The 23,739-nt window shown below is 61.8% G+C and carries 21 protein-coding genes; 10 read left to right on the top strand and 11 right to left on the bottom strand.

Going from position 1 to position 23,739, the window contains the following annotated elements:
• Positions 1–87: 87 nt before the first annotated feature.
• Positions 88–1,434 (bottom strand): metalloprotease PmbA, encoded by a 1,347-nt coding sequence (gene pmbA, locus HBO19_RS00910; RefSeq protein WP_169950896.1) that lies wholly within the window; start codon positions 1,432–1,434, stop codon positions 88–90.
• Positions 1,435–1,542: 108 nt separating this feature from the next.
• Here pmbA and yjgA point away from each other — a divergent pair, with 108 nt between their 5' ends.
• The gene (yjgA, locus tag HBO19_RS00905) at positions 1,543–2,064 is read left to right on the top strand and encodes a ribosome biogenesis factor YjgA (protein ID WP_029291815.1); all 522 of its coding nucleotides are present in this window, start codon (positions 1,543–1,545) and stop codon (positions 2,062–2,064) included.
• Positions 2,065–2,109: 45 nt separating this feature from the next.
• Here the strand turns inward: yjgA and tldD are convergent, their stop codons facing one another.
• From tldD to mreB, 8 genes are all read right to left on the bottom strand, one after another.
• Positions 2,110–3,552 carry a metalloprotease TldD gene (gene tldD, locus HBO19_RS00900; protein WP_169950898.1) on the bottom strand — a complete coding sequence of 481 codons (1,443 nt, stop codon included), beginning with the start codon at positions 3,550–3,552 and terminating at the stop codon, positions 2,110–2,112.
• Between the two features lie 16 nt (positions 3,553–3,568).
• A complete protein-coding gene (locus HBO19_RS00895; RefSeq protein WP_169950900.1) occupies positions 3,569–4,417 on the bottom strand; it encodes a carbon-nitrogen hydrolase family protein in 849 nt (282 codons plus the stop codon).
• A gap of 48 nt (positions 4,418–4,465) precedes the next feature.
• Positions 4,466–8,281, bottom strand: a complete 3,816-nt coding sequence (locus tag HBO19_RS00890; protein WP_170056737.1) for a YhdP family protein — start codon at positions 8,279–8,281, stop codon at positions 4,466–4,468.
• A 75-nt stretch (positions 8,282–8,356) separates the two neighbouring features.
• The gene (gene rng / locus HBO19_RS00885) at positions 8,357–9,814 is read right to left on the bottom strand and encodes a ribonuclease G (RefSeq protein WP_170056736.1); all 1,458 of its coding nucleotides are present in this window, start codon (positions 9,812–9,814) and stop codon (positions 8,357–8,359) included.
• 69 nt (positions 9,815–9,883) lie between these two features.
• Complete coding sequence (locus HBO19_RS00880) at positions 9,884–10,480, bottom strand: nucleoside triphosphate pyrophosphatase (RefSeq protein ID WP_169950906.1); 597 nt, start codon at positions 10,478–10,480, stop codon at positions 9,884–9,886.
• A 50-nt stretch (positions 10,481–10,530) separates the two neighbouring features.
• Positions 10,531–11,019, bottom strand: coding sequence for a rod shape-determining protein MreD (mreD, locus tag HBO19_RS00875; RefSeq protein WP_169950909.1), 489 nt, complete (start codon positions 11,017–11,019; stop codon positions 10,531–10,533).
• On the bottom strand, positions 11,019–12,080 hold the full coding sequence (gene mreC / locus HBO19_RS00870; protein ID WP_170057085.1) for a rod shape-determining protein MreC: 1,062 nt from the start codon (positions 12,078–12,080) through the stop codon (positions 11,019–11,021). Before mreC ends, mreD begins: the two co-directional genes overlap by 1 nt.
• 138 nt (positions 12,081–12,218) lie before the next feature.
• A complete protein-coding gene (mreB, locus tag HBO19_RS00865; RefSeq protein WP_002555108.1) occupies positions 12,219–13,256 on the bottom strand; it encodes a rod shape-determining protein MreB in 1,038 nt (345 codons plus the stop codon).
• Between the two features lie 210 nt (positions 13,257–13,466).
• On the opposite strand from mreB, the gene gatC reads away from it, so the two are divergent.
• The 6 genes from gatC to HBO19_RS00835 all read left to right on the top strand — a co-directional run bounded on the left by gatC (position 13,467) and on the right by HBO19_RS00835 (position 18,720).
• The gene (gene gatC, locus HBO19_RS00860; RefSeq protein WP_003216077.1) at positions 13,467–13,754 is read left to right on the top strand and encodes an Asp-tRNA(Asn)/Glu-tRNA(Gln) amidotransferase subunit GatC; all 288 of its coding nucleotides are present in this window, start codon (positions 13,467–13,469) and stop codon (positions 13,752–13,754) included.
• 16 nt (positions 13,755–13,770) lie between these two features.
• A complete protein-coding gene (gatA, locus tag HBO19_RS00855; RefSeq protein WP_169950911.1) occupies positions 13,771–15,222 on the top strand; it encodes an Asp-tRNA(Asn)/Glu-tRNA(Gln) amidotransferase subunit GatA in 1,452 nt (483 codons plus the stop codon).
• 10 nt (positions 15,223–15,232) lie between these two features.
• Positions 15,233–16,678 (top strand): Asp-tRNA(Asn)/Glu-tRNA(Gln) amidotransferase subunit GatB, encoded by a 1,446-nt coding sequence (gene gatB, locus HBO19_RS00850; protein ID WP_169950913.1) that lies wholly within the window; start codon positions 15,233–15,235, stop codon positions 16,676–16,678.
• A 157-nt stretch (positions 16,679–16,835) separates the two neighbouring features.
• On the top strand, positions 16,836–17,207 hold the full coding sequence (locus HBO19_RS00845; RefSeq protein ID WP_170056735.1) for a septal ring lytic transglycosylase RlpA family protein: 372 nt from the start codon (positions 16,836–16,838) through the stop codon (positions 17,205–17,207).
• A gap of 59 nt (positions 17,208–17,266) precedes the next feature.
• A complete protein-coding gene (locus HBO19_RS00840; protein WP_170057084.1) occupies positions 17,267–18,316 on the top strand; it encodes a calcium/sodium antiporter in 1,050 nt (349 codons plus the stop codon).
• The gene (locus tag HBO19_RS00835; RefSeq protein ID WP_170056734.1) at positions 18,313–18,720 is read left to right on the top strand and encodes a carboxymuconolactone decarboxylase family protein; all 408 of its coding nucleotides are present in this window, start codon (positions 18,313–18,315) and stop codon (positions 18,718–18,720) included. Before HBO19_RS00840 ends, HBO19_RS00835 begins: the two co-directional genes overlap by 4 nt.
• 43 nt (positions 18,721–18,763) lie before the next feature.
• Here HBO19_RS00835 and HBO19_RS00830 read toward each other — a convergent pair whose 3' ends face one another.
• On the bottom strand, positions 18,764–19,705 hold the full coding sequence (locus HBO19_RS00830; RefSeq protein WP_169950919.1) for an AEC family transporter: 942 nt from the start codon (positions 19,703–19,705) through the stop codon (positions 18,764–18,766).
• Between the two features lie 274 nt (positions 19,706–19,979).
• Between HBO19_RS00830 and HBO19_RS00825 the strand changes: the two genes are divergently transcribed.
• The 3 genes from HBO19_RS00825 to HBO19_RS00815 are packed head-to-tail and all read left to right on the top strand — an operon-like array spanning position 19,980 to position 22,171.
• Complete coding sequence (locus HBO19_RS00825; RefSeq protein ID WP_170056733.1) at positions 19,980–20,579, top strand: GNAT family N-acetyltransferase; 600 nt, start codon at positions 19,980–19,982, stop codon at positions 20,577–20,579.
• A 27-nt stretch (positions 20,580–20,606) separates the two neighbouring features.
• Positions 20,607–21,470 (top strand): 1-acyl-sn-glycerol-3-phosphate acyltransferase, encoded by an 864-nt coding sequence (locus HBO19_RS00820; protein WP_170056732.1) that lies wholly within the window; start codon positions 20,607–20,609, stop codon positions 21,468–21,470.
• A complete protein-coding gene (locus HBO19_RS00815; protein WP_170056731.1) occupies positions 21,467–22,171 on the top strand; it encodes an HAD family hydrolase in 705 nt (234 codons plus the stop codon). Before HBO19_RS00820 ends, HBO19_RS00815 begins: the two co-directional genes overlap by 4 nt.
• A 6-nt stretch (positions 22,172–22,177) precedes the next feature.
• Here the strand turns inward: HBO19_RS00815 and garD are convergent, their stop codons facing one another.
• Positions 22,178–23,731: a galactarate dehydratase gene (gene garD / locus HBO19_RS00810; protein ID WP_170056730.1), complete on the bottom strand. Its 1,554-nt coding sequence runs from the start codon at positions 23,729–23,731 to the stop codon at positions 22,178–22,180.
• Between the last annotated feature and the right edge of the window lie 8 nt (positions 23,732–23,739).

Raw genomic sequence — 23,739 nt, 5'->3', positions numbered from 1 at the left:
GAACCTATACCTTTGTCGGCCTTGGGATATTCCAGGCAAAAAAAAGCGCCACCCTTGGGGTGGCGCTGTTGTGTAACCGGTTGGTACTTAGCTGCCGGCGACGGTCATGCGTTCGATCAGCACCGAGCCAGTGCGGATATTGCTGCGCAGTTCCAGATCGTTACCCACGGCGACGATCTGTTTGAACATATCGCGCATGTTGCCGGCGATGGTCACTTCCTGGACTGCGAACTGAATTTCGCCATTCTCCACCCAGAACCCTGCCGCACCTCGGGAATAATCCCCCGTCACCATGTTCAAGCCATGGCCCATCAATTCGGTCACCAACAAGCCACGGCCCATGCGCCGCAGCAGCGCCGCCTGGTCTTCGTCGCCATGGGTCACGAACAGGTTGTGCACGCCACCGGAGTTGGCGGTGCTGGGCAAACCGAGCTTGCGCCCGGCGTAGGTGCCGAGCACGTAGGACACCAGCTCACCGTTCTCGACAAACGGCTTGGCGTAGGTTGCCAGTCCATCGCCATCAAAGGCCGAGCTGCCCATGGCGCGCATCAGGTGCGGGCGCTCATCCAGGGTCAGCCACTCGGGAAACAACTTCTGCCCCAGCGCGCCCTCAAGGAACGACGACTTGCGGTACAGGTTGCCCCCGGAAATCGCCCCCAGGAAACTGCCGAACAGGCCACCCGCCAACTCCGCCGAAAACAGCACCGGCACTTCGCACGTCGGCACCGGGCGTGCGCCCAGGCGGCTCGCGGCCCGTTGCGCGGCGCGCTGGCCAATGCTCACCGGGTCCGCCAACAGCTCACCCTGGCGACTTACGTCATACCAGTAGTCACGCTGCATCTGGCCATCGGCCTCGGCAATCATCACGCAGCTCAAGCTATGGCGTGTCGACGCGTAGCCGCCGATAAACCCGTGGCTGTTGCCATACACACGGCAACCTTGATGGGTACTCAGGGTAGTGCCATCGGCATTCTTGATCCGGCTGTCGGTGTCGAACGCCGCGGCTTCGCAGGCCAGGGCCTTTTCGATGGCCTGCTCGGGGGTGATATCCCAGGCGTGATACAGATCGAAATCTTTCAGGTCCCGCGCCATCAGGGCCGCATCCGCCAAGCCCGAGGCCTCGTCTTCGGAAGTGTGCTTGGCAATCGCCAGGGCGGCGGCGACGGTTTCGCGAATGGCTTCCGGGCCACTGGCCGAGGTGCTGGCCGAGCCTTTGCGCTGCCCCACATACAAGGTGATGCCAAAACCCTGGTCGCGGTTGAACTCAACGGTTTCCACCTCCCGCTGGCGTACCGAAGTCGATAGGCCCTGCTCCAGGGATACCGCCACTTCACAGGCACTGGCACCCTGGCGCTTGGCCTCCGCGATGATCTGTTCAACTTGTTCCTGCAGTGCCGGTAACGCTTGTGGACCGACGCTTTGGGCTGCACTCATGGTGTTCTCCACTCAAATTCTGCTTTCGGTTAAGGCCATCGAGCGACCGGGCCGGACAAGCGGCCCCCGACTGGTTATCATGGCGGCGTTTCTTTGCGGACTGCCACCATGGTTGATTCTTACGACGACTCCCTCGATGGGGAGAAAAGCAAAACCCAGGTCAAACGCGAGCTGCATGCTCTGGTTGATCTCGGCGAGCGCCTTACAACACTCAAGCCGGACTTGATTGCCAAACTGCCTCTGACCGACGAAATGCGCCGGGCCCTGGCAGATGCACCCAAGCACACCGCGAATATCGCGCGTAAACGGCACATCATGTTTATCGGCAAGCTGATGCGCGACCAGGACACTGACGCCATTCTGACTTTGCTCGACCAACTCGATGCTTCCACACGCCAGTACAACGAACGTTTCCATAACCTGGAGCGTTGGCGCGACCGCCTGATCGGCGGTGACGACGCTGTACTGGAGAAGTTCGTCCTGGACTATCCGGATGCCGACCGCCAGCAACTGCGCTCCCTGATCCGTCAGGCCCAGCACGAACTGGCACAGAACAAGGCGCCGGCCACCAGCCGTAAAATCTTCAAGTACATCCGAGAGCTGGACGAGACTCAACGCGGCCTGCGCTGATCCTCTTCCCCGGGTGGCGGTCTTCGCCACCCGAAGCTCCACGCCTTACGACCCCGTGCCACCCACGGTGATCGCATCAATTTTCAGGGTTGGCTGGCCGACACCGACCGGCACCGACTGCCCATCCTTGCCACACATCCCCACACCGCTGTCCAGCGCCAGGTCGTTACCGACCATCGACACCTTGCTCATGGCTTCCGGGCCGTTGCCAATCAGGGTTGCCCCCTTGACCGGCGCGGTGATCTTGCCGTCCTCGATCAAATAGGCCTCGCTGGTGGAGAACACGAACTTGCCGCTGGTGATGTCCACCTGGCCGCCACCAAGGTTGGCGCAATAGATCCCGCGCTTCACCGAGGCAATGATCTCTGCCGGATCGCTTTCGCCTGCGAGCATGTAGGTATTGGTCATGCGGGGCATCGGCAAATGCGCGTAGGACTCGCGACGACCGTTGCCGGTGCGCGCCACACCCATCAGGCGCGCGTTGAGCTTGTCTTGCATGTAGCCCTTGAGCACACCGTTTTCGATCAGCGTGGTGCACTCGGTCGGCGTCCCTTCGTCGTCGACGCTCAGGGAACCACGGCGACCAGCCAACGTGCCGTCATCGACGATGGTGCAGAGTTTGGAGGCGACCATTTCGCCCATGCGCCCGCTGTAGGCGGAACTGCCCTTGCGGTTGAAGTCGCCTTCCAGGCCATGCCCTACCGCTTCGTGGAGCAATACACCGGACCAGCCCGAACCCAGCACCACCGGCAACGTACCGGCCGGTGCCGGGATGGCTTCCAGATTGACCAGCGCCTGGCGCAACGCCTCGCGGGCATAGCCCATGGCGCGGTCTTCGGCGAGGAAATAGCGATAATCCGTACGCCCACCGCCGCCATGGCCGCCGCGCTCGCGACGCCCGTTCTGCTCGACGATCACACTGACATTGAAACGCACCAGCGGCCGCACATCCGCCGCCAGGCTACCATCGGTGGATGCCACCAGGATCCGCTCCCAGACCCCGGCCATGCTCACGCTCACCTGCTGGATGCGCGGGTCAAGGGCACGGGTTGCAGCATCCACGCGTTTGAGCAGCTCGACCTTTTCGGCTCGGGTCATGACTTCCAGCGGGTTATCCGGGCCGTACAACTGGGTCACGTCCTGGGTGCTGAACGCTTGCACGGTGCCATTCTGCCCAGCACGGGAAATCGAGCGCGCCGCGCGGGCGGCCAGGCCCAGGGCTTCCAGGGTGATGGCATTGCTGTAGGCGAAGCCGGTCTTTTCACCGGATTGCGCACGCACGCCAACCCCTTGGTCCATGTTGAAGCTGCCATCCTTGACGATCCCGTCTTCCAGGGACCATGACTCGGAGATCTGGCCCTGGAAATACAGGTCTGCGGCATCGATGCCCGGCCCGGCCAGGTCGCCCAGTACGGTTTGCAAATTTTCGATGGTCACGCCACCGGGCGCCAGGAGGTGTTCACTGACTGAGGACAACAACTCGCTCATAGGTTCGGCCTTAAATTCATCGTTCTGAAGCAGGTCGCTGCGCGCCCTGCGAGAAAAAGCGCCGGTGGCCTGCCACCGGCATGCGCGCCCGTATCGACGCTTGTTCGCTGCTATCGCGTTCGGCCAACAACACCGCTTCGCCTTGATTCTGTTGTGCCAGCACTCGCCCCCATGGGTCGACAATCGCCCCATGGCCATAGGTTTCCCGCGGCCCCGGATGTACTCCGCCCTGGGCGGCCGCCAGCAGGTAACACTGGGTTTCGATTGCCCGAGCACGGATCAGCACATCCCAGTGCGCCGCGCCGGTTACCGCCGTAAAGGCCGAAGGCGCGGTAATCAATTCGGCGCCCGCCGCGCGCAATTCGCTGTACAGCTCCGGGAAGCGCAAGTCGTAACAGACCGTGAGCCCCAGACGCCCTACCGGCGTATCGGCCACCACCACTTGGTTGCCGTAAGCATAGTCGTCGGATTCACGATAACGACCGCGCGTGTCAGCCACATCCACGTCAAACAGGTGCAGCTTGTCGTAACGGGCCGCGATCTGCCCCTGCGCGTCGATCAACAGCGAGCAGGCGTTGGACTTGGCGTCGGGCTGCCCGAGGGGAGGCAATGGCAAGGTACCGGCCACTATCCATAAGTTGAGGTCGCGGGCGGCCAGTTTCAACCAGGGCAGGATCGGCCCCTCGCCAACCGCTTCGGCGCGGCCGATAGCCGCCACGTCGCGGCGGCCCATGGCGGCGAAGTTTTCCGGCAGGACCGCCAGTTGCGCGCCCCCTGCCGCCGCCCGCTCCAGCAAGCTCCGGGCTTGGGCTAGGTTGGCCAGGACGTCGCTCTGGCTGACCATCTGGATTACCGCAAAGCACATGGGCCGACACTCCAAAAAAAGCATGGGGCCATGCTACTCCACAGGCGCTTACTGTGGTTTTTCAAATGGCTTGTCAAAGGTGATTTTGGGATCTTTCCAGGGCCCTTCCACCTTGTACTGGACGCTGGCGAAACGCGACACCCGATCACCGATCAGCTTGTCGATCAGGAACAACGCGCCACCAATGGCCGGCGCGCCCACAATCAACGCGGCAATCGGCAGGTTGTTGGTCACCGGCAAAGTCACCAGCAACTTGGCATCCACACGATCGGCCACCAGGTCCAGGGTGCCGTTAAGCTCCAGGTTGCTCGACGGCCCGGTGAGGATGATCGGTTCGCGGGTCACAAACACACCATTGCTGGCGGCCAGCAGGCCCTTGACCCGGTCGTAGCTCAGGCCCTTGCCAAGCAAATCCGAGAAGTCCAGGCGCAAACGCCGGCCAATCGAGTTGAAGTTCAGTAGGCCAAATACCCGCAACGCCTGGGCACCGCCCTCGACCTCGACGAACTGGCCCTTGCGGAACGAAGCATCCAGGCTGCCGGAAAAACGCTTGGGCCCAACCCACGCGGGCGAACCCGGCCAGCGCCCGTCAACATCCAGATGGAAGTCCTGGCTGGTGACCGTGGGCGCAAAACCCCAGCCCTTGAGCACATCGGCGATGTTCTTGCCGTCCAGGCGCCCCTTGTACCAACTGCTGCTGGCGCCCGGCGCACCCTCCCAGCCACCGGCCCCCTTGAGCTGCATGCCCTTGAGGCCCAGGTCTAGGTTGTTGAACGCCATGCCCTTGGCTGTCGGGCGCACCTTCAACGACCAGGCGCCGATCAAGTCAGGCCCCTGGAACAACTGGGCAATGGCGATATCCAGCGCGGGAATGTCCTTGGGATCGATGCTCGCCAGGGGATCAGGCGCGTTTTCATCGGCCTGCACCGTAGGATCGACCGCCGGCAACTTCACGTACTGCAGGTTGATGGCAATGGGGGCGCCCTTGGCATCCGGCAGGCCCACAGTACCCTTGACCTGCTGGCTGTCGAGCTGCAAGCCCCAGGCAGCGGGCTTGCGGTCCAGTTTCAGGGCGACCTGGTCGAGTTGGGTACCAAACCCTGTCAGCTTGCCGATCTTGAAGTCGGCACTGCTCAACAGTTGCTTGGCATTGCCGCCTGGGTCATTGCCGGCGTAACGGTCGACCAACTTCTTCCAGGGATCGATATCCAGCTCCGACAATACCCCGCGAATCCGCAAGCCCTTGCCACCGGGCAGCAAGGCATCACCATCCCCGAGGAACAGCTCGCCACGGCCCTGGGTAAAATTGTTCGCCGGAGCGGCAAAGGTAAAGTTTGCCAACTCGCCGTAATCAAACCAGTAGCGCCGCTCCGCGCCCTGCAACGTCATGCGCAACACACTGTCACGGCCCTGGCTGGCGGGCATGCCAAATGGCGCAGGCAAATCCACCGCCACGCCCTTGAGGTTGGAGCTGACCCGCAACTGGCTGTCGGCACCGTCCAGGTCCAGTTGCAGTTGATAAGGGATATCTCCGGATACGGGCAGCGGCTGGCTGACTTTCAGCCAGTCGGTGAGCCGCTTGACCGTCACCTGGCCCTTGGCCGTGACCCGCGTGCTGAGATTGCCCGGTCTGCCACCGGCCGCAATCTGCGCCGTGATCGGCCGGTCGAAGGCTTGGGCGCTGATGTTCTGCCCACTCAGGCCCTTGGCACTGTCGAAGCGGAACTCACCCTTGAGCTGGTTCAGGTCCAGAGTCGGCTCGGCCAGTTGCAGGCGCGCCTTGTCGGTCTTGAAGTCCACCACGATCTTCGGCTCGGTGCCCTTGGCCAGGGGAATATCCAGGTCCAGGGAACCTTGCAGGTCGCCCTCGCCCTTCCAGCCGGCAAACGTCGATGCCGTACCGATGGGCGCGTCCTGGAGGATCTTCAGGCCGTCCCCCAGCCCACCGGCAAACCCGCCCGTCAGCAGCAGATGGCTGTCATGGCCGGGCAACGCATGGGGAATGTTGACGTAGATCCCCTTGACCTTGGTATCGAGCAATTGCCCCTTGCTGGCCAGGATGCGCACGCCGGTCTCTTCGACAAACACTTCACCGGCCACCTTGCTCACATGAGGCCAGCCCGGCTGGAACGCCAACTCGGCATCATGCACCTTGAAGAACAGGCTGATATTGCGTGCCGCCGTCACCGCATCGTGGTTCAGCGAGCCTTGATACTGGAAGAAGCCTTCATCGACCGCGCCCTTGAGAATTGCCGTACGCAGCCATTCATCCAGGGCCGGGCTCAGGACCGCCGGCAAGTATTTGGGGGTAAAGCGCCCATCGCCATCGACCATGCCGACCCGCAGGTCCATGTAGTCTTCCTGGCTATGATCGAAATGCAGGCGAATCAGGAAATCCGCTGCGATCTTGCCCTCTTCCCCCAGCACCTTGATATACGGCGCGATCAGCGTGAAACCTTGCTTATCCAGCTTCCACGTCAGGCGCGCGTTGGCCTGGAGGTACTGCCAGGGCTTGGCGAAAATCGGGTCCAGGTGCAGGACGAAATCCTTGCTGTCCATGCGCAGTTCGCCCTGGCCCAGGTCACCGCTGATGCTGCCGGAGACGTTGCGGGCTGCCGGCGCGCCGAAATAGGCGTCAAAGCCCACGCGCTCGAGGTTGGCAGCAAAGCTCACGCGCTGATCGCCCGCGTCCTGGGGACGATAATCCACCAGCACATTGCGCAGCACGCCCGTGGCCTTCAACGCTTCGACGGTCTTGGCAAAACCTTCCGGCAATGGCGCGAGGGCGTTGAGCAGAGGGGTAATCGGTGTCAGGTCCAGGCGGTCGGCCTGCAGCCTCCAGGTTTCCTGCGCCTTATCAGTGGCCAGGGTTTGCTGCAATTGCAGGTGCGACTCCCAACGGGTGTCGCCCAGGTTCATGGCCAACGAATCGAAGATCACCTTCAGGCCGCTGTCGCTGCGCTGCAGGTAAGCCGTCAGGCCCAGGTTCTGGATGCTCGTGGGCTTGCGCTGGGCATAACGGACCTTCACCTGTGGCGCATTGAGCCGGGCGGCGGCGCTTTGCAGCGTGCCATTGGCCCAGGTCAGCCAGAATTCACCGCCGGCTTTCAACTCGCTGAGTTTCCAGTCCCGAGTCAACTTCGCCGGAATCCACTGCGCCCAATTGCTCTGGGGCAGGCTCAGGTAGGCCTGCACTTCACCGTCGCGCCACTGGCTGGCACGGATCCGCGTGCGCAGGCTGAGGGCCAGCGGTTGCCCATCGGGCAAGGTCAGGCGCGCATCCAGGCGCTGGCGGGTGGTACCGGTTTGCAGGCTCAGCCCCACATAGGTCAAGGTCAGCGGCGCTTGCTCGAACGGCTGCAAGGTGACCTGGCTGTCCAGCAGCGAGACCTTGGCCACCGCCTGCATGCGCTTGAGCAGTTGCTCGGGGTCCAGGGGCTGGTCGTCCTGCACCGGCAGGCCTTGCAACGCCCAGCGGCCGTCCTGGTCTTCCTTGACGCTGAGCTGCAAGCCGCTGACTTCCAGATGGGCAATGCGCACATCCCACGCCAGCAGGCTGGCCCACAGGTCGGGCACCACTTGCACCTGGTCCAGGCGCAAGGCACTGCTGCCTTCACCGACCATCACGTCATGGGCCAGCAATACCGGGGCAAAACCGCTCCAGCGCCCCTCCAGGCTGCCAATACTCAGGGGCATAGCAACCGCCGCCTGCGCCTTGGCCTCGACTTCGCCGCGGTACTCCGCCACCAATGGCGTCAATTCACGACCCAGGCTGACGTAGACCGCCGCCAGTACCAACAGCAATGCACACAGGCCAAGGCCCCAACGGGTCAGTGCGGCAAAAAAGCGTTGCAGACGCTCCATGTCAGGCGACCCTCAAGGTAATAGTCGGACGGCAGATCAAGGTCTGGCGGTCTCGTTGAAAAAGACTGATGCGGATCAGAGCAGCACCACGTCGTATTGTTCCTGGGAATACATGGTTTCGACCTGGAAACGGATGGTGCGGCCAATAAAGCCCTCCAATTCCGCAACGTTGCCCGACTCTTCGTCCAGCAACCGGTCCACCACCTTCTGGTTGGCCAGGACTCTATAACCCTCGGCCTGGTAAGCGCGTGCCTCCCGCAGGATTTCCCGGAAAATCTCGTAGCAAACCGTTTCCGGGGTCTTCAACTTGCCGCGCCCCTGGCAACTGCTGCACGGCTCACACAGCACCTGCTCAAGGCTCTCGCGGGTGCGTTTGCGGGTCATCTGCACCAGGCCCAACTCGGTGATCCCGATAATGTTGGTCTTGGCGTGATCGCGCTCTAGTTGCTTTTCAAGGGTGCGCAATACCTGGCGCTGATGCTCTCCATCTTCCATGTCGATGAAGTCGATGATGATGATCCCGCCCAGGTTGCGCAGGCGCAGTTGGCGGGCAATGGCGGTGGCGGCCTCGAGGTTGGTCTTGAAGATGGTTTCTTCAAGGTTGCGATGGCCGACGAAAGCACCGGTGTTCACATCAATGGTGCTCATGGCTTCTGCCGGGTCGACCACCAGGTAGCCACCAGACTTGAGTGGCACCTTGCGCTCCAGGGCCTTCTGGATTTCGTCCTCGACGCCATATAGGTCGAAAATCGGCCGTTCACCGGGGTAGTGCTCCAGGCGGTCGGCGATTTCCGGCATCAGTTCGGCAACAAATTGCGTGGTGCGCTGGAAGGTTTCCCGCGAATCGATGCGAATTTTCTCGATCTTGGGGCTGACCAGGTCGCGCAAGGTCCGCAGGGCCAGGCCCAGGTCTTCATAGATGACGCTCGGCGCGCCGACGGTCTTGATCTGGGCACCGATCTGGTCCCACAGCCGCCGCAGGTAGCGGATGTCCATGAGGATTTCATCGGCACCGGCACCTTCGGCGGCGGTACGCAGGATAAAGCCGCCGGCCTCCTTGATGCCTTCGGCCGCCACGCAATCGCTGACGACCTTTTTCAGGCGCTCACGCTCACCTTCGTCTTCGATTTTCAGGGAAATACCGACATGGGCAGTGCGCGGCATGTACACCAGGTAACGCGAAGGAATCGACAACTGTGTGGTCAGGCGCGCGCCCTTGGAGCCGATCGGGTCCTTGGTGACTTGCACCACCAGGCTCTGCCCTTCATGCACCAGGGCGCTGATGCTTTCGACCGCCGGGCCTTCGCGCAGGGAAATTTCCGAGGCATGGATAAACGCCGCGCGGTCCAGGCCGATATCGACAAAGGCCGCCTGCATGCCCGGCAACACCCTTACAACCTTGCCTTTATAGATATTGCCGACAATCCCGCGCTTCTGGGTGCGCTCGACGTGCACTTCTTGCAAAACACCGTTTTCTACCACCGCCACGCGCGATTCCATCGGCGTGATATTGATCAGAATCTCTTCACTCATGGCTGGGTCTCGTTCAGGCGTTTTCACAATAGTGGCCGATCGCTTAAATATGGCGCTGGAGTTAGGCGTTCAGCGCACGGAAAGGTGTTGCCAACAGGGTATGCCGAAATGGCCCAGCAGTTCTGCTGTTTCGCAGACCGGCAAGCCAACGACCGCGGAGTAACTGCCATTTAGCCCGGCGACAAATACCGCCGCCAAGCCTTGGATAGCATAGCCGCCCGCCTTGTCCTGAGGCTCCCCGCTGTGCCAGTAAGTCGTTGCCTCGTGTGTGCAAACCTGGCGAAAGCGCACGCGGCTGCTGACCAGGCGCGTTTCGCAGCGCAGGTCACTGAGCACGGCAATGGCGGTGAGGACTTCGTGTTCACGATCAGAAAGGGCCAGCAACATGGCCAGGGCATCGGCCTGGTCCAGGGGCTTGCCCAGGATCCGGCCATCCAGGATGACGGCGGTATCGGCGCCCAGCACGCAGGCATTGGCGGTATCGGCCAGTGTCGCCAGGCCTGCTGCGGCTTTGCCACGGGCCAGACGTTCGACGTAGGACGCCGGCGACTCGTCGCCCAGGGGTGTTTCATCGATAGCCGCGCTGACCACAGTGAACGGCACGCCGATCTGGGTCAGCAATTCACGCCGCCGAGGAGAGCCGGAGGCCAGATAAAGTGCATGCATTGCAGACTCTCCCTGTGGGTTCGATAACCAGGCAGAGCCTCGCGACCCACTCAATTGATTTTATAGCGGCGACGCAACCCACGCAGGCCGAAGCTGACCCATGGCCACAACAGCGCACTGACCAGGGCCGGCAAGACCAGCGCCAGGGTCGGTTGGCGGTTGCCGGTCAGGGCACTGAGCCACAGCTGCACCAATTGGGCCAGGCCGAAGATCACCAGGATCACCAGGCACTGCTGCCACATCGGGAACATCCGCAGGCGTTGCTGCAACGACAGCACCAGGAAGGTAATCAGCGTAAGAATCAAGGCGTTCTGGCCGAGCAACGTGCCATACATCACATCTTCAGCCAGCCCCAGGCACATGGCCGTGACCATGCCGACCTTGTGCGGCAGGGCCAGCGCCCAGAAGGCCAGGAGCAACGCCAGCCACAGCGGGCGCAGGATTTCCATGAATTGCGGCATCGGCGAAACGCTGAGCAGCATGCCGATGGCAAAGGTCAACCAGACCATCCAGCCATTGCGCGAATGAGTGCCGGCCATTATTGCGCCCCTTGTCGAGTGGTTGCCGGTGCAGGTGCCGCCGCTGGCTTGACCGGCCGAGCCGGTTGGGCCACCGGTTTGGCAGGTGTCGCCACAGCAGGCGCGGCAGGTGCAACCGGTGTCGCCACGGGTGCCGCCGGTTTGGGTACGGTTGCCGGAATAACCGGCGTCGTGGTGCCGTCTTGCTTGTCCTGCGCTTCCTGGGCCTGGGCGGCTTCGTTGGCGCGCTCTTCCGGCGTACGCGTGTCGCTGAACACCAGCAACAGGTAGCGGCTACGGTTCAGCGCGGCCGTCGGCACGGCGCGGACAATCGCAAACGGCTGGCCGGAATCGTGGATCACTTCCTTGACCGTCGCCACCGGATAGCCCGCTGGGAAGCGCTGGCCAAGGCCGGAGCTGACCAGCAGGTCGCCTTCCTTGATGTCGGCGGTGTCCGCCACATGCCGCAACTCCAGGCGCTCCGGGTTACCGGTGCCGCTGGCAATCGCCCGCAGGCCATTGCGGTTGACCTGCACCGGAATGCTGTGGGTGGTGTCGGTCAGCAGCAGCACGCGGGAGGTATAGGGCATCAACTCCACCACCTGGCCCATCAGGCCACGGGCATCGAGCACCGGCTGGCCAAGGACCACACCATCGCGCTCGCCCTTGTTGATGATGATGCGATGGGTGAAGGGGTTGGGGTCCATGCCGATCAACTCGGCCACTTCGACCTTTTCATTGACCAGCGCGGAAGAATTGAGCAACTCGCGCAGCCGAACGTTCTGCTCGGTCAGGGCCGCCAGCTTTTGCATGCGCCCCTGCAACAGCAGGTTTTCAGTCTTGAGTTTTTCGTTTTCGGCCACAAGCTCGGTGCGGCTGCCAAACTGGCTGGCCACGCCTTGCCATAGCCGTTGCGGCAGGTCGGTGATCCAGTAGGACTGCATCAATACCAGCGACATTTGGCTACGCACTGGCTTGAGCAGTGTGAAGCGGGCATCGACCACCATCAGCGCGACCGATAGCACGACCAGCACCAACAAGCGCACGCCCAATGAGGGGCCTTTAGTGAAGAGCGGTTTAATAGGCCGCTCCTCCCGGGCAGATATTCTCTTTATTCATACGGCATCAAACCGGCCTGGATGCAGATTGAAGAAGATAAACGCCAACAGGCAGCACTGCAAAGTGCTGCCTGTTGGCGAAACATGGTGCAACCAACGATCTTATTCGCTGGAGAGCAGGTCCATGGTGTGTTTATCCATCATTTCCAGTGCACGACCACCGCCACGGGCAACGCAGGTCAGCGGGTCTTCGGCGACGATCACCGGCAGACCGGTTTCCTGGGCCAGCAGCTTGTCGAGGTCGCGCAGCAAGGCGCCACCACCGGTCAGCACCAGGCCACGCTCGGCGATATCGGAAGCCAGCTCCGGCGGCGATTGCTCCAGCGCGCTTTTTACTGCCTGAACGATGGTGGCCAGGGACTCTTGCAGAGCTTCCAGCACTTCATTGGAGTTCAGGGTAAAGGCACGTGGTACGCCTTCGGCCAGGTTGCGACCGCGAACATCGACTTCGCGCACTTCGCCACCCGGGTAAGCGGTACCGATTTCCTGCTTGATGCGCTCGGCGGTGGATTCGCCGATCAGGCTGCCGTAGTTACGACGCACATAAGTGATGATCGCTTCGTCGAAGCGGTCGCCGCCAACCCGTACGGATTCGGCATACACCACGCCATTGAGGGAAATCAGGGCGATTTCTGTGGTACCGCCACCGATATCCACCACCATCGAACCGCGCGCCTCTTCAACCGGCAGGCCGGCACCGATGGCAGCAGCCATTGGCTCTTCGATCAGGAACACTTCGCGGGCACCGGCACCAAGGGCCGATTCACGGATGGCCCGACGCTCCACCTGGGTGGATTTGCACGGTACGCAGATCAGCACACGAGGGCTGGGCTGCAGGAAACTGTTTTCGTGAACCTTGTTGATGAAGTACTGCAGCATCTTCTCGCAGACGCTGAAGTCGGCGATCACGCCGTCTTTCATCGGACGAATGGCGGCAATGTTGCCAGGTGTGCGGCCGAGCATGCGCTTGGCCTCGGTGCCCACGGCAACGACACTTTTCTGATTACCATGGGTCCGAATGGCCACAACCGATGGCTCATTCAGGACGATACCGCGCTCGCGCACGTAAATAAGGGTGTTGGCAGTGCCCAGGTCGATGGAAAGATCGCTGGAAAACATGCCACGCAGTTTCTTGAACATGGGAAAGGGACCCTAGGCAACGCGTGGGTAAAAAAGTGCGGCAAACTCTAACAACGACAGGGATTTTGGGCAAGGCGCCAATGTGCTAAATTGGCCGACTTTCTGTGCACCTAACCCCACAATCGCGGCCTTATGACCGTAGAAATGCGGTAGTGTTCCGACAATCTAACACACGGATAGCTTCCGTTCTGTTTTCCACTGGAGAATCCCATGGCGCTTGAACGCTCCGACGTGGAAAAAATCGCTCATTTGGCCTGCCTGGGCCTCAATGAAGCCGATCTTCCACAGACCACCGCAGCCCTGAACAGCATTCTCGGGCTGGTCGACCAGATGCAGGCGGTAAACACCGACGGCATCGAACCCCTGGCCCACCCACTGGAAGCCAGCCAGCGCCTGCGCGCAGACGTCGTGACCGAACGCAATAATCGCGAGGCCTACCAGTCCATCGCACCAGCGGTCGAAAACGGCCTGTACCTGGTTCCGAAAGTCATCGACTAAAGGGAAAGAGCCTGCAATGCATCAATTGACTCTGGCCGAGATCGCCCGCGGTCTCGCCGACAAAAAGTTTTCTTCCGAAGAGCTGACCAAGACCCTGCTGGCGCGCATCGCCGCGCTGGATCCGAAGGTCAACAGCTTTATCAGCCTCACCGAGGAGCTGGCACTAGGCCAGGCCAAGGCCGCCGACGCCCGTCGCGCCAACGGTGAAAGCGGCGCGCTGCTGGGTGCGCCCATCGGTCACAAGGACCTGTTCTGCACCCAGGGTATCCGCACCAGCTGCGGCTCGAAGATGCTCGACAACTTCAAGGCGCCCTACGACGCGACCGTGGTCGCCAAGCTGGCCGAAGCCGGGGCCGTGACCCTGGGCAAGACCAACATGGACGAATTCGCCATGGGCTCGGCCAACGAATCGAGCTACTACGGCGCAGTGAAAAACCCGTGGAACCTGGAACACGTGCCCGGCGGCTCTTCCGGTGGCTCGGCAGCAGCCGTGGCCGCGCGCCTGCTGCCGGCCGCTACAGCCACCGATACAGGCGGTTCGATCCGCCAGCCAGCCGCATTCACCAACCTCACCGGCCTGAAACCGACCTACGGGCGTGTTTCCCGCTGGGGCATGATTGCCTACGCCTCCAGTCTCGACCAGGGCGGCCCCCTGGCCCGCAGCGCCGAAGACTGCGCAATATTGTTACAAGGCATGGCTGGCTTCGATGGGAAGGACTCCACCAGCATCGATGAACCCGTGCCGGACTACAGCGCCAGCCTCAATACCTCGCTCAAAGGCCTGCGTATCGGCGTGCCGAAAGAGTATTTCAGCGCCGGCCTCGACCCACGTATCGCCGAACTGGTGCACAACAGCATCAAGGAGCTGGAAAAGCTCGGCGCGGTGATCAAGGAAATCAGCCTGCCGAACAACCAGCACGCGATTGCGGCGTACTACGTGATCGCCCCGGCAGAGGCCTCGTCGAACCTGTCGCGCTTCGACGGTGTGCGTTTCGGCTACCGCTGTGAAGCCCCGAAAGACCTCACCGACCTGTACAAACGCTCCCGTGGCGAAGGCTTCGGCGTGGAAGTGCAGCGCCGGATCATGGTCGGTGCCTACGCCCTGTCGGCCGGCTACTACGACGCGTACTACCTCAAGGCGCAAAAAATCCGACGCCTGATCAAAAATGACTTCATGGCTGCCTTTAATGAAGTCGACGTGATCATCGGTCCGACTACACCGAACCCGGCCTGGAAGATCGGCGCCAAGACCGGTGACCCGATCGCCGAGTATCTTGAAGACCTCTACACCATCACCGCCAACCTCGCGGGCTTGCCGGGCTTGTCCATGCCTGCAGGTTTCGTCGATGGCCTGCCGGTGGGCGTGCAGTTGCTCGCCCCGTATTTCCAGGAAGGCCGCTTGCTCAATGTGGCGCACCAGTACCAGTTGAACACTGACTGGCACACTCGCACCCCAACCGGCTTCTGAGGAGAACACTATGCAATGGGAAGTTGTGATCGGGCTGGAGATTCATACCCAGCTCGCCACCCAATCGAAGATTTTCTCCGGTAGCGCCACCACATTCGGCGCAGAACCCAACACCCAGGCCAGCCTGGTAGACCTGGGCATGCCTGGCGTATTGCCGGTACTGAACCAGGAAGCGGTACGCATGGCGGTGATGTTCGGCCTGGCGATTGACGCCCAGATCGGCCAGCACAACGTGTTCGCGCGCAAGAACTACTTCTACCCGGACCTGCCCAAGGGCTACCAGATCAGCCAGATGGAGCTGCCGATCGTCGGCAAGGGCTACCTGGACATCCCCCTGGAAGACGGCACCATCAAACGTGTCGGCGTGACCCGTGCGCACCTGGAAGAAGATGCTGGCAAGAGCCTGCATGAAGAATTCAACGGCGCCACGGGCATCGACCTGAACCGCGCCGGCACGCCACTGCTGGAAATCGTGTCCGAGCCGGACATGCGCAGCGCCAAGGAAGCCGTGGCCTACGTCAAGACCATCCACGCGCTGGTGCGCTATCTGGGCATCTGCGACGGCAACATGGCCGAAGGCTCCCTGCGTTGCGACTGCAACGTGTCGGTGCGGCCAAAAGGCCAGGTCGAGTACGGCACTCGCTGCGAGATCAAGAACGTCAACTCGTTCCGTTTCATCGAGAAGGCAATCAACACCGAAGTCCGTCGCCAGATCGAGCTGATCGAAGACGGCGGCAAGGTGATCCAGCAGACGCGCCTGTACGACCCGAACAAAGACGAAACCCGCGCCATGCGCAGCAAAGAGGAAGCCAACGACTACCGTTACTTCCCCGATCCGGACCTGTTGCCGGTGGTGATCGAGGATTCGTTCCTCAATGACGTGCGCGCCACCCTGCCGGAATTGCCACCGCAAAAACGCGAGCGCTTCCAGGCGCAGTTCGGTCTTTCGGTGTATGACGCCAGCGTCCTGGCGTCGAGCCGCGAGCAAGCCGACTACTTTGAAAAAGTCGTGAGCATTGCCGGTGACGCCAAGCTGGCCGCCAACTGGGTCATGGTTGAACTGGGCAGCCTGTTGAACAAACAGGGCCTGGAAATCGACGAAGCCCCGGTAACGGCCGAACAGTTGGGCGGCATGTTGCTGCGCATCAAGGACAACACCATCTCCGGCAAGATCGCCAAGACCGTGTTTGAAGCCATGGCCAGCGGTGAAGGCAGCGCCGACGAGATCATCGAGAAACGCGGCCTCAAGCAAGTCACCGACAGCGGCGCGATCTCGGCCGTGCTGGATGAAATGCTGGCGGCCAACGCCGAGCAGGTCGAGCAGTACCGTGCAGCGGACGAAGCCAAACGCGGCAAGATGTTCGGCTTCTTTGTGGGCCAGGCGATGAAGGCCTCCAAAGGCAAGGCCAACCCGCAACAGGTGAACGAATTGCTCAAGAGCAAGCTCGAAGGCTGATAACGGTTGCCGCCCTGTGGGAGCCGGCTTGTGAAGGAACTGGCTTGCCTGCGATAGCATCACCTCGGTGCATCTGAAAAACCGAGGCGCCCGCATCGCAGGCAAGCCAGCTTCTACAAAGGTCGGTTCCCATATCAATTTTGGGGACACCTTGAAAATGAAGCGTCTACTCGGCCTCTGCGCCCTGTTTTCACTGCTCACCGGCTGCGCCAGTGGCCTGATCGATCCCAACGGTTATGACGAAACCGGCACAGCGTCCTACTACGGCGCCAAGCACCACGGCAAAAAAACCGCCAGCGGTGAACCCTTCAACCAACACGCCATGACCGCCGCCCACCGGCGCCTGCCATTCGGCACGCGGGTGCAGATCACCAACCTGGCCAACGACAAATCCGTGGTGGTGCGCATCAATGATCGCGGCCCACACACCCGTGGCCGGCTGATCGATCTTTCACGCCAGGCCGCCGAGCAGTTGGGTATGCTGCGCAGCGGAACCGCGCGCGTGCGCGTGCAAGCCCTGAACAACTGACTGACGGAGCCCTGGCCATTTTCGGATTAAGCGCCCTCTCGCCCCTGAGCCTGATTGAACTGATCAGCGGCCTATTGCTGCTGATTGCCGGCGCCGAGATGCTGGTGCGCGCCGCCGTGCGCCTGGCCGCCAGCCTCAAGGTCAGGCCGCTGATCATTGGCTTGAGCATCGTCGCCTTTGGCAGCAGCGCGCCGCAAATCGCCGTCAGCCTGCAGGCCACCCTGGCCGGCAATAGCGATATCGCCGTGGGCAGCGTGATCGGCAGTAGTATCTTCAATATCCTCGTGACCCTGGGCCTTTCAGCGCTGATCATTCCCCTGCGCGTGTCGCGGCAACTGGTGCGCCTGGACATCCCGGTGATGATCGGCGCCAGCCTGCTGCTGTTCATCCTCGCCAGCGATGAGGCCCTGACTCCGCTCGACGGCCTGACCTTACTGGCAGCCCTGCTCGCCTACCTCGCGCTGTTGCTGTACCAGACCCGCCATTCGCGCCGCCCGCGGACCCGCGACACGGTAGTGCAAGCGCCGTGGCTGAGCAGTTTGCTGTGGATGATCGGCGGGCTCGCGCTGTTGGTATTCGCCGGGCATCTGCTGCTGGGGGCGGCCGTGGAAGTGGCCAGCGACCTGGGCCTGTCCGAACGGGTGATCGGCCTGACCATCGTTGCCGTCAGCACCTCTCTGCCGTGCCTCGCCACGTCCCTGATCGCCGCCCTGCGCGGCGAACGGGAGATTGCGGTGGGCAACGTGATCGGCAGCAACCTGTTCAACCTGTTGGGGGTGCTGGGGTTTACGGCGCTGGTGGCGCCATTGCCTTTGTCGGTATCGCCCAATGCCCTGGATTTCGACCTGCCGGTGATGCTCGGCGTGGTGGTGTTGTGCTTGCCAGTGTTTTACACCGGCTACCGCATTACCCGCGCCGAAGGCTTGCTGCTGCTGGGGCTGTACCTGGCGTATGGGCTGCACGTGGTGTCGTTCACCACCGGCATGCCGCTGGCCAATAAACTCGAACAACTGATGCTGTACTACGTCCTGCCAGCGCTGGTGGCTTTCCTGTTGTTCACTTCGCTGCGGGCCTGGCGCCGCCAACACCACAAGAGGGAGTCGCAATGACCGATCAACCGAAATCCGGCGAGCAAATGCGTCGCCAGGTCATGGGCGACGTATTTGTCGACCGCGCCTTGGGCAATGCCAACGAGTTCACCCAGCCGTTGCAGGACTTCGTCAACGAACATGCCTGGGGCGGGGTGTGGAACCGTGAAGGCCTGCCGCTGAAGACCCGCAGCCTGATCACCCTCGCGGCATTGACCGCCTTGAAGTGCCCGCAGGAGCTCAAGGGCCATGTGCGCGGCGCGCTGAACAATGGCTGTACTGTCGAAGAAATTCGCGAGGCGTTGCTGCATTGCGCGGTGTATGCCGGTGTGCCGGCGGCGATTGATGCGTTTCGGGCGGCGCAGGAAGTGATTGAGACGTATCAGCCAGCTCCCACAATTAGTGGTGAACCCCCTCAAGTGTAGGAGCGGGCTTGCCCGCGATAGGCCCTAAAAAACACCACTCATTTCAGATCCAGCCACCGGCCTGCAACACAAAGATCCCGATATTGGTGGTCACTGCCGCCATCAGGGTGGTGATCACAATGATCGCCGCCGCCAACTCATGGTTGCCCTGGGCCGCACGGGCCATGACAAAGCTGGCGGCGGCCGTCGGCGCGCCAAAATACAAAAACAGAATCCCCAGCTCCGGTCCCCGGAAGCCATACAGCCAGGCCCCGACGGTGGCCACGAGCGGCAAACCGATCATTTTCACCAGGCTGGCACTCAACGCCATGTTGCCACTTTGGCGCAAGGCCGCCAGGGACAGAGTGCCCCCAATGCAGATCAATGCCAGGGGCAGGGTCATGTCGGCCAGGTACCTCCCGGAGGTTTCCAGCCAACTGGGCAGGCCGATCTGGAAATAGGCGAATGGCGTGGCGGCAATCACACTGAGGATCAGCGGGTTGGCCAGTACGCTCTTGCAGATGCTCCACGGGTCCGACTTGATCACCGGGCTGTACACCGCCAGCACAATGGTCGACAGGGTGTTGTAGAACAGGATCACCAGCCCCGCGAGGATCGCCCCCAGGGAAATCCCGTAGTCGCCGTACATGCTGGCCGCCAGTGCCAGGCCGATCACCCCGTTGTTCCCGCGAAACGCGCCCTGGGCATAAATGCCCCGGTCTTCCCGCGGGCAACGGAAAATCGCCCAGCCCCAGGCCAGGGCGAAGCTGGCGACCGTGGCCACGGCAAAATAGATCAGCAGTTCTGGCTTGAGCGCCGAATGCAGGTCGGCGTGCAAGATCCCCAGAAACAGCAACGCTGGCATGGTGACGTTGAACACCAGGGCTGACGCGGTGTGGATAAAATTGTCGTTGATCCAGTTGATGCGCTTGAGCAGCACCCCCAGGAACAGCATGGCAAACACCGGCGCAGTGATGGTGAGCGTCGCAAGGAAAATGGCGAGCATGCTAAGTCCTGTTTTCAGGGAATCGTCATGATAAAGCAGTGGGCTGCACTGTTGATATTGGATTTCGAAACATAAACACGAACTAAAAAAGTCCAGAATTGGGAACTGTGGCTACTTCGTAGGAGGTAATCCCACTATCCCGGCCGGGGTTCACCCGTCCCACAAAGCACTGCACAAGCTCCCACGCACTAACGAGAATCCACACCTCCGCTTCAGTAACGCCGCCCCTGAAAATCCCCCTCCTCTAACAACTGAATAACTCCAGGGGGGCCCCATGCGTAGATCCGTCAACCATTTACACAATGTGCATATCAGAAGCTGGGACGATGAGGACATTGCGGGTTACACCGAACTACTCAGTGACCCCGAGGCGATGAAATTCATTTCCGCCGGCACCACCCGGGACATGACCGCCGCCGCCAACGAAATCGCCACCTTCAAAAAAGAAATGACCGACCAAAACTGGTCACGCTGGGCGGTGAGCATTGGCCTGCAAGGCCCTTTTATCGGTTATGCCGGGTTCGCGCAAAAAGAATACGGCATCAACTTCGGCAACCGTTTCCTCAAGAAATACTGGGGAACGCCCTACCCCTTTATTGCCATCCACCTGGCACTTGAATACGGCTTTAAGCACCTGGGGTTCGAGCAGATCTACACCCTGACCAATATCCGGCACCACCGCGCACTGGAAATGAACCGGGCGTTTTTGCACGCGCCACAACTGGCCGGGCAAGTGATTGAAACCCCTTACGGCCCCCACGTGAAGATTGATCTTACCCGCGAACGGTTCAGGGAAATCAGCCCTGCCAACCTGGCGCGCATCGACCGGTTTTCGCGCCGGATGAAAACCGCCGAGCACACCAAGCTGGCCTGACCAAAACCATCACTGAGCAACATCCCCGTGAAAAACATTCTGCCTCCACCCGACCCCCTTCACTCAGTAGCGGGCCTGTGCACCCGGGAAACCTGGGCCTACCGCTGCTTGCGACGCCAGGTCTACCTGCCGTTTGGTTGCGTATTGGCGGGCCTGCGCCTGCTGTCGATGGTCGTGGTGAGCCTGCTCGCCTGGCCGCTTCCGTTGGCTGCCAGGCCCATGATGTATCGAGGGCTCCTGTGGATAATGGGCATTCGCATCCGTTGCAGCCATTCATCGCGGCAAATCGCCCTGATCACCGACGGCTGCGTAGTGGCCGCCAATCACGTCAGCGTGATTGATCCATTCGCCATCCTCGCGATGCCAGGCGCGACACTGGTGGCGGCCAGTGGCTACAACCGCTTTATCGCCTTCACCGCCTTCCTGTTGCTCAAATGCTCGGGCGGACAGTTCTGGAACGGTGCCGATAAGAAGGCGTTCTCCCGTAACCTGCATAAACTGCGCACCAACCCGCAAGGCACCGCCCTCTACACCACCCCCGAAGCGACCATTAACAACGGCCGGGGTTTGTATCGCTTTCGCGCGGGGCTGCTGAGCCGCGGCTTGCCCGTCGTACCCCTGGCCGGGCGCCTGATTCTGCCCTTCGGCCTGGTCGCCAGCCCACTGCATGCCTCTGGCCTGGCAAGTTTCCTGCGCTTGCTGACGATGCCCTGGATGATCTGTGAAATGAGCTACCTGGAACGCTGCGAACGCCAGGAGCAGCAAAGCGGCCAGGCCTTTGCAGACCAAATCCAGGCCCGCATCGCCCAACACCTGGGCATTGCGGCCACCCCGTGGACCCGCGAAGACAAACACCGCTATCGCCAGCTCGATGCGCAGGCACGCCCATGACCGCAACCGGCACTACCCATGTGATTTTCGACTTTGACCAGACCCTGGTGAACCACGAAAGCACCCTTGCGATCATCCAGTCGGCGATTGGCGACAGCCCCGCTGGGCAAGCCATGCTGGAGCAACTGCAACTGATCGCGCCCAAGGCGTTGGCCGGTCGCGCCAGTGCCTGGGAACTGCTGTCCTTGATCAAGGTGATCCCGCGCATCCGCCGCCAGCATATCCAGCGCTACGTCGACACGGTCATTGGCAGCCTCGACCCGGCCCTGATGCTGACCCTGCACAACCTACAGCGCGAGGGCGTGCAGGTGCATATCCTGTCTGGCGGCTACACCGAGTGGATCGCCCCGATTGCCCGCTCGCTGGATATCGACACCCGCAACGTGCTCGCCAACCGCCTGTTCTGGGCCGGTTCGCGGGCCCTGTGCCCCCGGCCTTCGCCGCTGATCAACCCCGGTACCGGCAAAAGCCGGATCGTGCGACGGTGGCGCGAGAGCGGCAGGCTCCAGGGCCGGGCGCTGATCGTCGGCGATGCCCGCTCAGACCACCAGGTATATGTCGATGGCTGGGTCGACGGTTTTGTGTGTGCGGACTACTACACCCGCCACCCCATGCCCGAGATGAGCGGGCACATCCTTCGCGCGGCCAGCCCGCAGCAGGTCTACCCCCATCTGCAGGCCTTGATCGGCGCCCTGTCCTGACCTGGGCTAGGTGATCGGCGCCGGATTGAACAAGGTGATGTCATTGTGCAGCTTATGTTGCTCGGCCCAGGTCTGCTTTTTGCCGCTGGCCACATCCAGGTAGAAATGGAACAACTCCCAGCCCAGTTCCTCGATGGTCGCACGCCCGGTTGCGATCCGTCCGGCATCGATATCGATCAGGTCCGGCCAGCGCTGGGCCAATTCCGTGCGGGTCGAAACCTTCACCACCGGCGCCATCGCCAACCCGTAGGGCGTGCCGCGACCGGTGGTGAATACATGCAGGTTCATCCCCGCCGCCAGTTGCAAGGTGCCGCAGACAAAATCACTGGCCGGGGTCGCACAAAAGATCAGGCCTTTGCCCTTGAAGCGCTCGCCCGGCCCAAGCACGCCATTGATCGCGCTGCTGCCGGACTTGACGATAGACCCCAGGGACTTCTCGACAATGTTCGACAGGCCGCCCTTCTTGTTGCCCGGCGTGGTGTTGGCGCTGCGGTCGGCCTCGCCCTTGGCCAGGTAGCGGTCGTACCAGTCCATTTCCCGCACCAGCTCCCGCGCAACCTCCTGGGTTTCGGCGCGGGAGGTCAGCAAGTAAATGGCATCGCGCACTTCAGTCACTTCGGAAAACATCACCGTCGCCCCGGCCCGCAGCAACAGGTCCGACGCGTAGCCCAGCGCCGGGTTGGCGGTGATCCCGGAAAACGCGTCGCTGCCGCCGCATTGCATGCCCAGGATCAGCTCCGAGGCCGGTACGGTTTCCCGCCGGCGCAGGTCGAGTTTCTTCAACCGGGTTTCGGCCAGTTCCATGATTTGCTCGATCATTTCGCTGAACCCATGGCTTGCGTCCTGCAAGCGGTACAGCCACGGTTCGCTGAGGTCCACCGAGCTGTCGTTGTCGTGCATCACCTGCCTGGCTTGCAGCTTTTCGCAGCCCAGGCTGATCACCAGGGCTTCGCCCCCCAGGTTCGGGTTGCGCGCCAGGTTGCGCACGGTGCGGATCGGGATATAGGCGTCGGTGGCGGTAATGGCCACGCCGCAACCATAGCTGTGGGTCAGTGCCACCACGTCATCGACATTCGGGTATTTGGGCAGCAACTCGTCCTTGATGCGCTTGACCGCATGGTCCAGCACGCCAGTCACGCACTGCACGGTCGTGGTGATGCCGAGGATGTTGCGCGTGCCCACGGTGCCATCGGCATTGCGATAGCCCTCGAAGGTGAAGCCTTCCAATGGCGCCTGGGCCTCGGGCACTTCGGTGGACAGCGGCAGGCTGTCCAGCGGCGGTGCGGTGGGCATGCGCAGTTGATCCTCCTGGACCCAACTGCCGCGTGGTATCGGTTGCAAGGCGTAACCGATGGTCTGGCCATAGCGAATGATCTGACCACCTTGTGGGATATCTTCCAGGGTCACCTTATGGCTCTGGGGGATGAACTCCACGGTCACCAGGCCATCCGGGAACTCGGTGCCGGCTGGCACACCCTGGTCATTGACCACGATTACTACGTTGTCGCGCTCGTGCAACCGAATGGAGCGCGGCGAGTCGGCATGTTCAATCAACTGCATCACACGGC

The organism is Pseudomonas sp. WS 5021 (assembly GCF_012985535.1).
Classification (GTDB): domain Bacteria; phylum Pseudomonadota; class Gammaproteobacteria; order Pseudomonadales; family Pseudomonadaceae; genus Aquipseudomonas.
Note: the sequence above shows the minus strand (reverse complement) of the source record. Positions and strands in the feature narration are given on the sequence as shown.